Annotated in this window: 2 protein-coding genes; both read right to left on the bottom strand. The window is 69.4% G+C overall.

The window, feature by feature from the left end:
- Positions 1–465 precede the first annotated feature (465 nt).
- The gene (locus tag OP79_RS48735; RefSeq protein WP_157857549.1) at positions 466–1,728 is read right to left on the bottom strand and encodes a helix-turn-helix domain-containing protein; all 1,263 of its coding nucleotides are present in this window, start codon (positions 1,726–1,728) and stop codon (positions 466–468) included.
- Between the two features lie 80 nt (positions 1,729–1,808).
- Positions 1,809–2,075 (bottom strand): hypothetical protein, encoded by a 267-nt coding sequence (locus tag OP79_RS48730; RefSeq protein ID WP_157857548.1) that lies wholly within the window; start codon positions 2,073–2,075, stop codon positions 1,809–1,811.
- Positions 2,076–2,243: the final 168 nt, after the last annotated feature.

Genomic DNA, 2,243 nt, shown 5'->3' with positions numbered 1-2,243 from the left:
TCACGCTGACCTTGTCATGGTCGCCGCGCCGCCGCCAGCCGCCGTCACCCGCCCGGACAGGGACGTGAGACGCTGTCAGCGCTCCACCGCACTGCCGGATCTCGCGGCGGCGGAGTATGGCATCCCCGCTGCTTCAAGCCGACTACGCATCCTCTGGACAAGTGGTGCTTTTGATCGCAGCACTCGCCAGCTGCACCACCAGCACTGGCACAACCGAGGACGCGAAGCCATCCGTCGCAGCTGGCACCGCCAGTCCCACGCACAGTGCACCTACGCCGCAGACTGGGCGGCTACGAAGCTCCGCTGGGTCTTGCCGCCGTCAAGCAGGAACTGACCGCGTTGAACAAACTCGCCACTGAATGCCCCGACACCACCGTCAAGCCCCCGCCGCCACCCCACGGGGCTACTGCACACCACCCCGTACGTGGGCGATCACCGTCCCGGGCACCTGGAAGGGGCCCGGTTTCACCGATGCCGGTGAGCTGGCGATCCTCGCGGCGGCAGACTGGGGCCGGTCGTTGGGACAGCCTCCGGCCTCCTGGCACGGGCGCTGCTGCCGTGCAGGCCCACGCCGGCCGGGTTCTCCTGCGCGCGGGGTCCGCCTCTGCCGTAGCCGTTGCCCTCGGGGTCGCTGGGGGTCGGCGTGGGGTTGGGGCAGTCGAGGGCGTCGGCTCCGCCGAAGAAGCCGCCGTTGCCCGCGCAACTGGGGCTGACGGCGCCGTTGTTGCCGTCGGCCGAGCCTGCAAAGGTGCCCCCGCCGGAGTTGTCCGGAGGGGGCGTGGTCGTGTCCCGGCCGGCTGGAGGGTGCTGGTTGCGCGTGGTCTCGGTGGGTGGGGGCTGCGCTGTGGAGGGTGACGCCGACGGGGAGGAGCCGGTCTTGGCGGGCTTCGGCGGCGGGCTGGGGGTTCTGGTGTCCTTGCTGCCGGGGTGCGTCACGATCTGATCGGGGCGATCCGTCTGCGGGAGAAAGTGAGTGATCAGGGCGAGAGCCGCTGTGGTGACGGCCGCAACCGCGAACAGGTCTCTCCGCCGCGCCCGCGATCTGGGGCAGGGCCCATCAGCAACACTTTCCTCGGCCGGGCGTTCCCGCTCGAGTCGTAGGGTCTGGCATTGTGTGAGTTCAGCGATGAGGGCGGCGCGCCGCTCCAGCAGGTTGGTGCGGAGCGCGGCCAGGTCCTCGCCGCGTTGCCGCGGCCGTCGTTTGGAATGGGCCGCGGAGTCCTTGGCGTCAGAGTCGTTGCGCTTGCGCGGTTCTGTTTCGACGGGCTGCCGGGGCTCGCCCACTCCGGCGAGGGCATCGGTTTCGTATGCCCGGAGTGTCTGCAACTCGTGGTTCGTCTCGGTGACTTGCCGGGTGAGGTCGTAGATGCGCAGCAGCAGCGAGTTCTGGTCGCTGCCGTCGGGGGTGCCGAGGTGGGCCAGCGTGGCGCGGTAGGTGGTGAAGGCCTGCCGCGCGGCCTCGTCGTCCAGCCCTCCGTACGTTCTGGCGTCTCTGACCAGTGCTTCCATGACTTCCAGCGGGGGCATCCGCTGGCCGTTCTTGTAGTGCGACACCCTCGAGTGGTCGATGCCGTGTCTGGCTTCGAAGGCCCTCGGGCTTGTTCCCGCCGACTCCAGGAGCGGGCGGACCACCCGGTCGCCGAAGGCTCGTCTGATCGCATCCTTGCCTGGCCGGCCATCGGCGCGTGGCCGGGGCGGAGTGCTGTGGTCGTCCTGTTCCGCTGTCACGCGTATGTCGCCTACCGTCACCACTGGGTCGTTACGAACCAGGGCATCTTGTCGTACTTCCTCGACACCACGCACGCCGTTCAGGGTGATCCGCACAGCCCGCCTTCGGGCTGCATCCGACTGCGATCGAAATCGGTGATCTTTGTGTTCAAGACAGCCCTGCGTTTGTCCGCCCTTGCCCCCTGCAGCATCATCGCGGTGGTGACCACCCTGCCGGTGCTGCTCATCGTGCTGTGCAACGCGCCGTGGCTGGTCTGTCTGCTCAACCGCCCGCGGCAGCGCCCACCCACACCTGCCAGCTCCTCCGCCACGTGCGGGTGCGGACGACCCAGCTTGTCACCGGCCATACACCTGCCACCTCTCCGGCCTCCGCCACGGGAACCGCACCCAGGTGAAAGTCCCGGCGGGACGGGGGAGACCAGCCGGGGCGGTGGGTGGTGGCGTGCGGAGGGCGGTCGCCTCTCGGCGGGGGGCTCCATGGGGCTTCAGCCGGACGATCGTCCCCATGGGCTGTA

Origin of the sequence: Streptomyces yerevanensis, assembly GCF_000716805.1 — a bacterium.
GTDB classification, from domain to species: Bacteria; Actinomycetota; Actinomycetes; order Streptomycetales; family Streptomycetaceae; genus Streptomyces; species Streptomyces flaveus.
The sequence above is the reverse complement of the archived record's forward strand: the minus strand, read 5'-3'. Positions and strand labels throughout refer to the sequence as shown.

Bases quoted from the DNA above. Each gene is read 5' to 3' on its own strand.
- OP79_RS48730 (WP_157857548.1), bottom strand. From the start codon at position 2,075: ATGGCCGGTGACAAGCTGGGTCGTCCGCACCCGCACGTGGCGGAGGAG.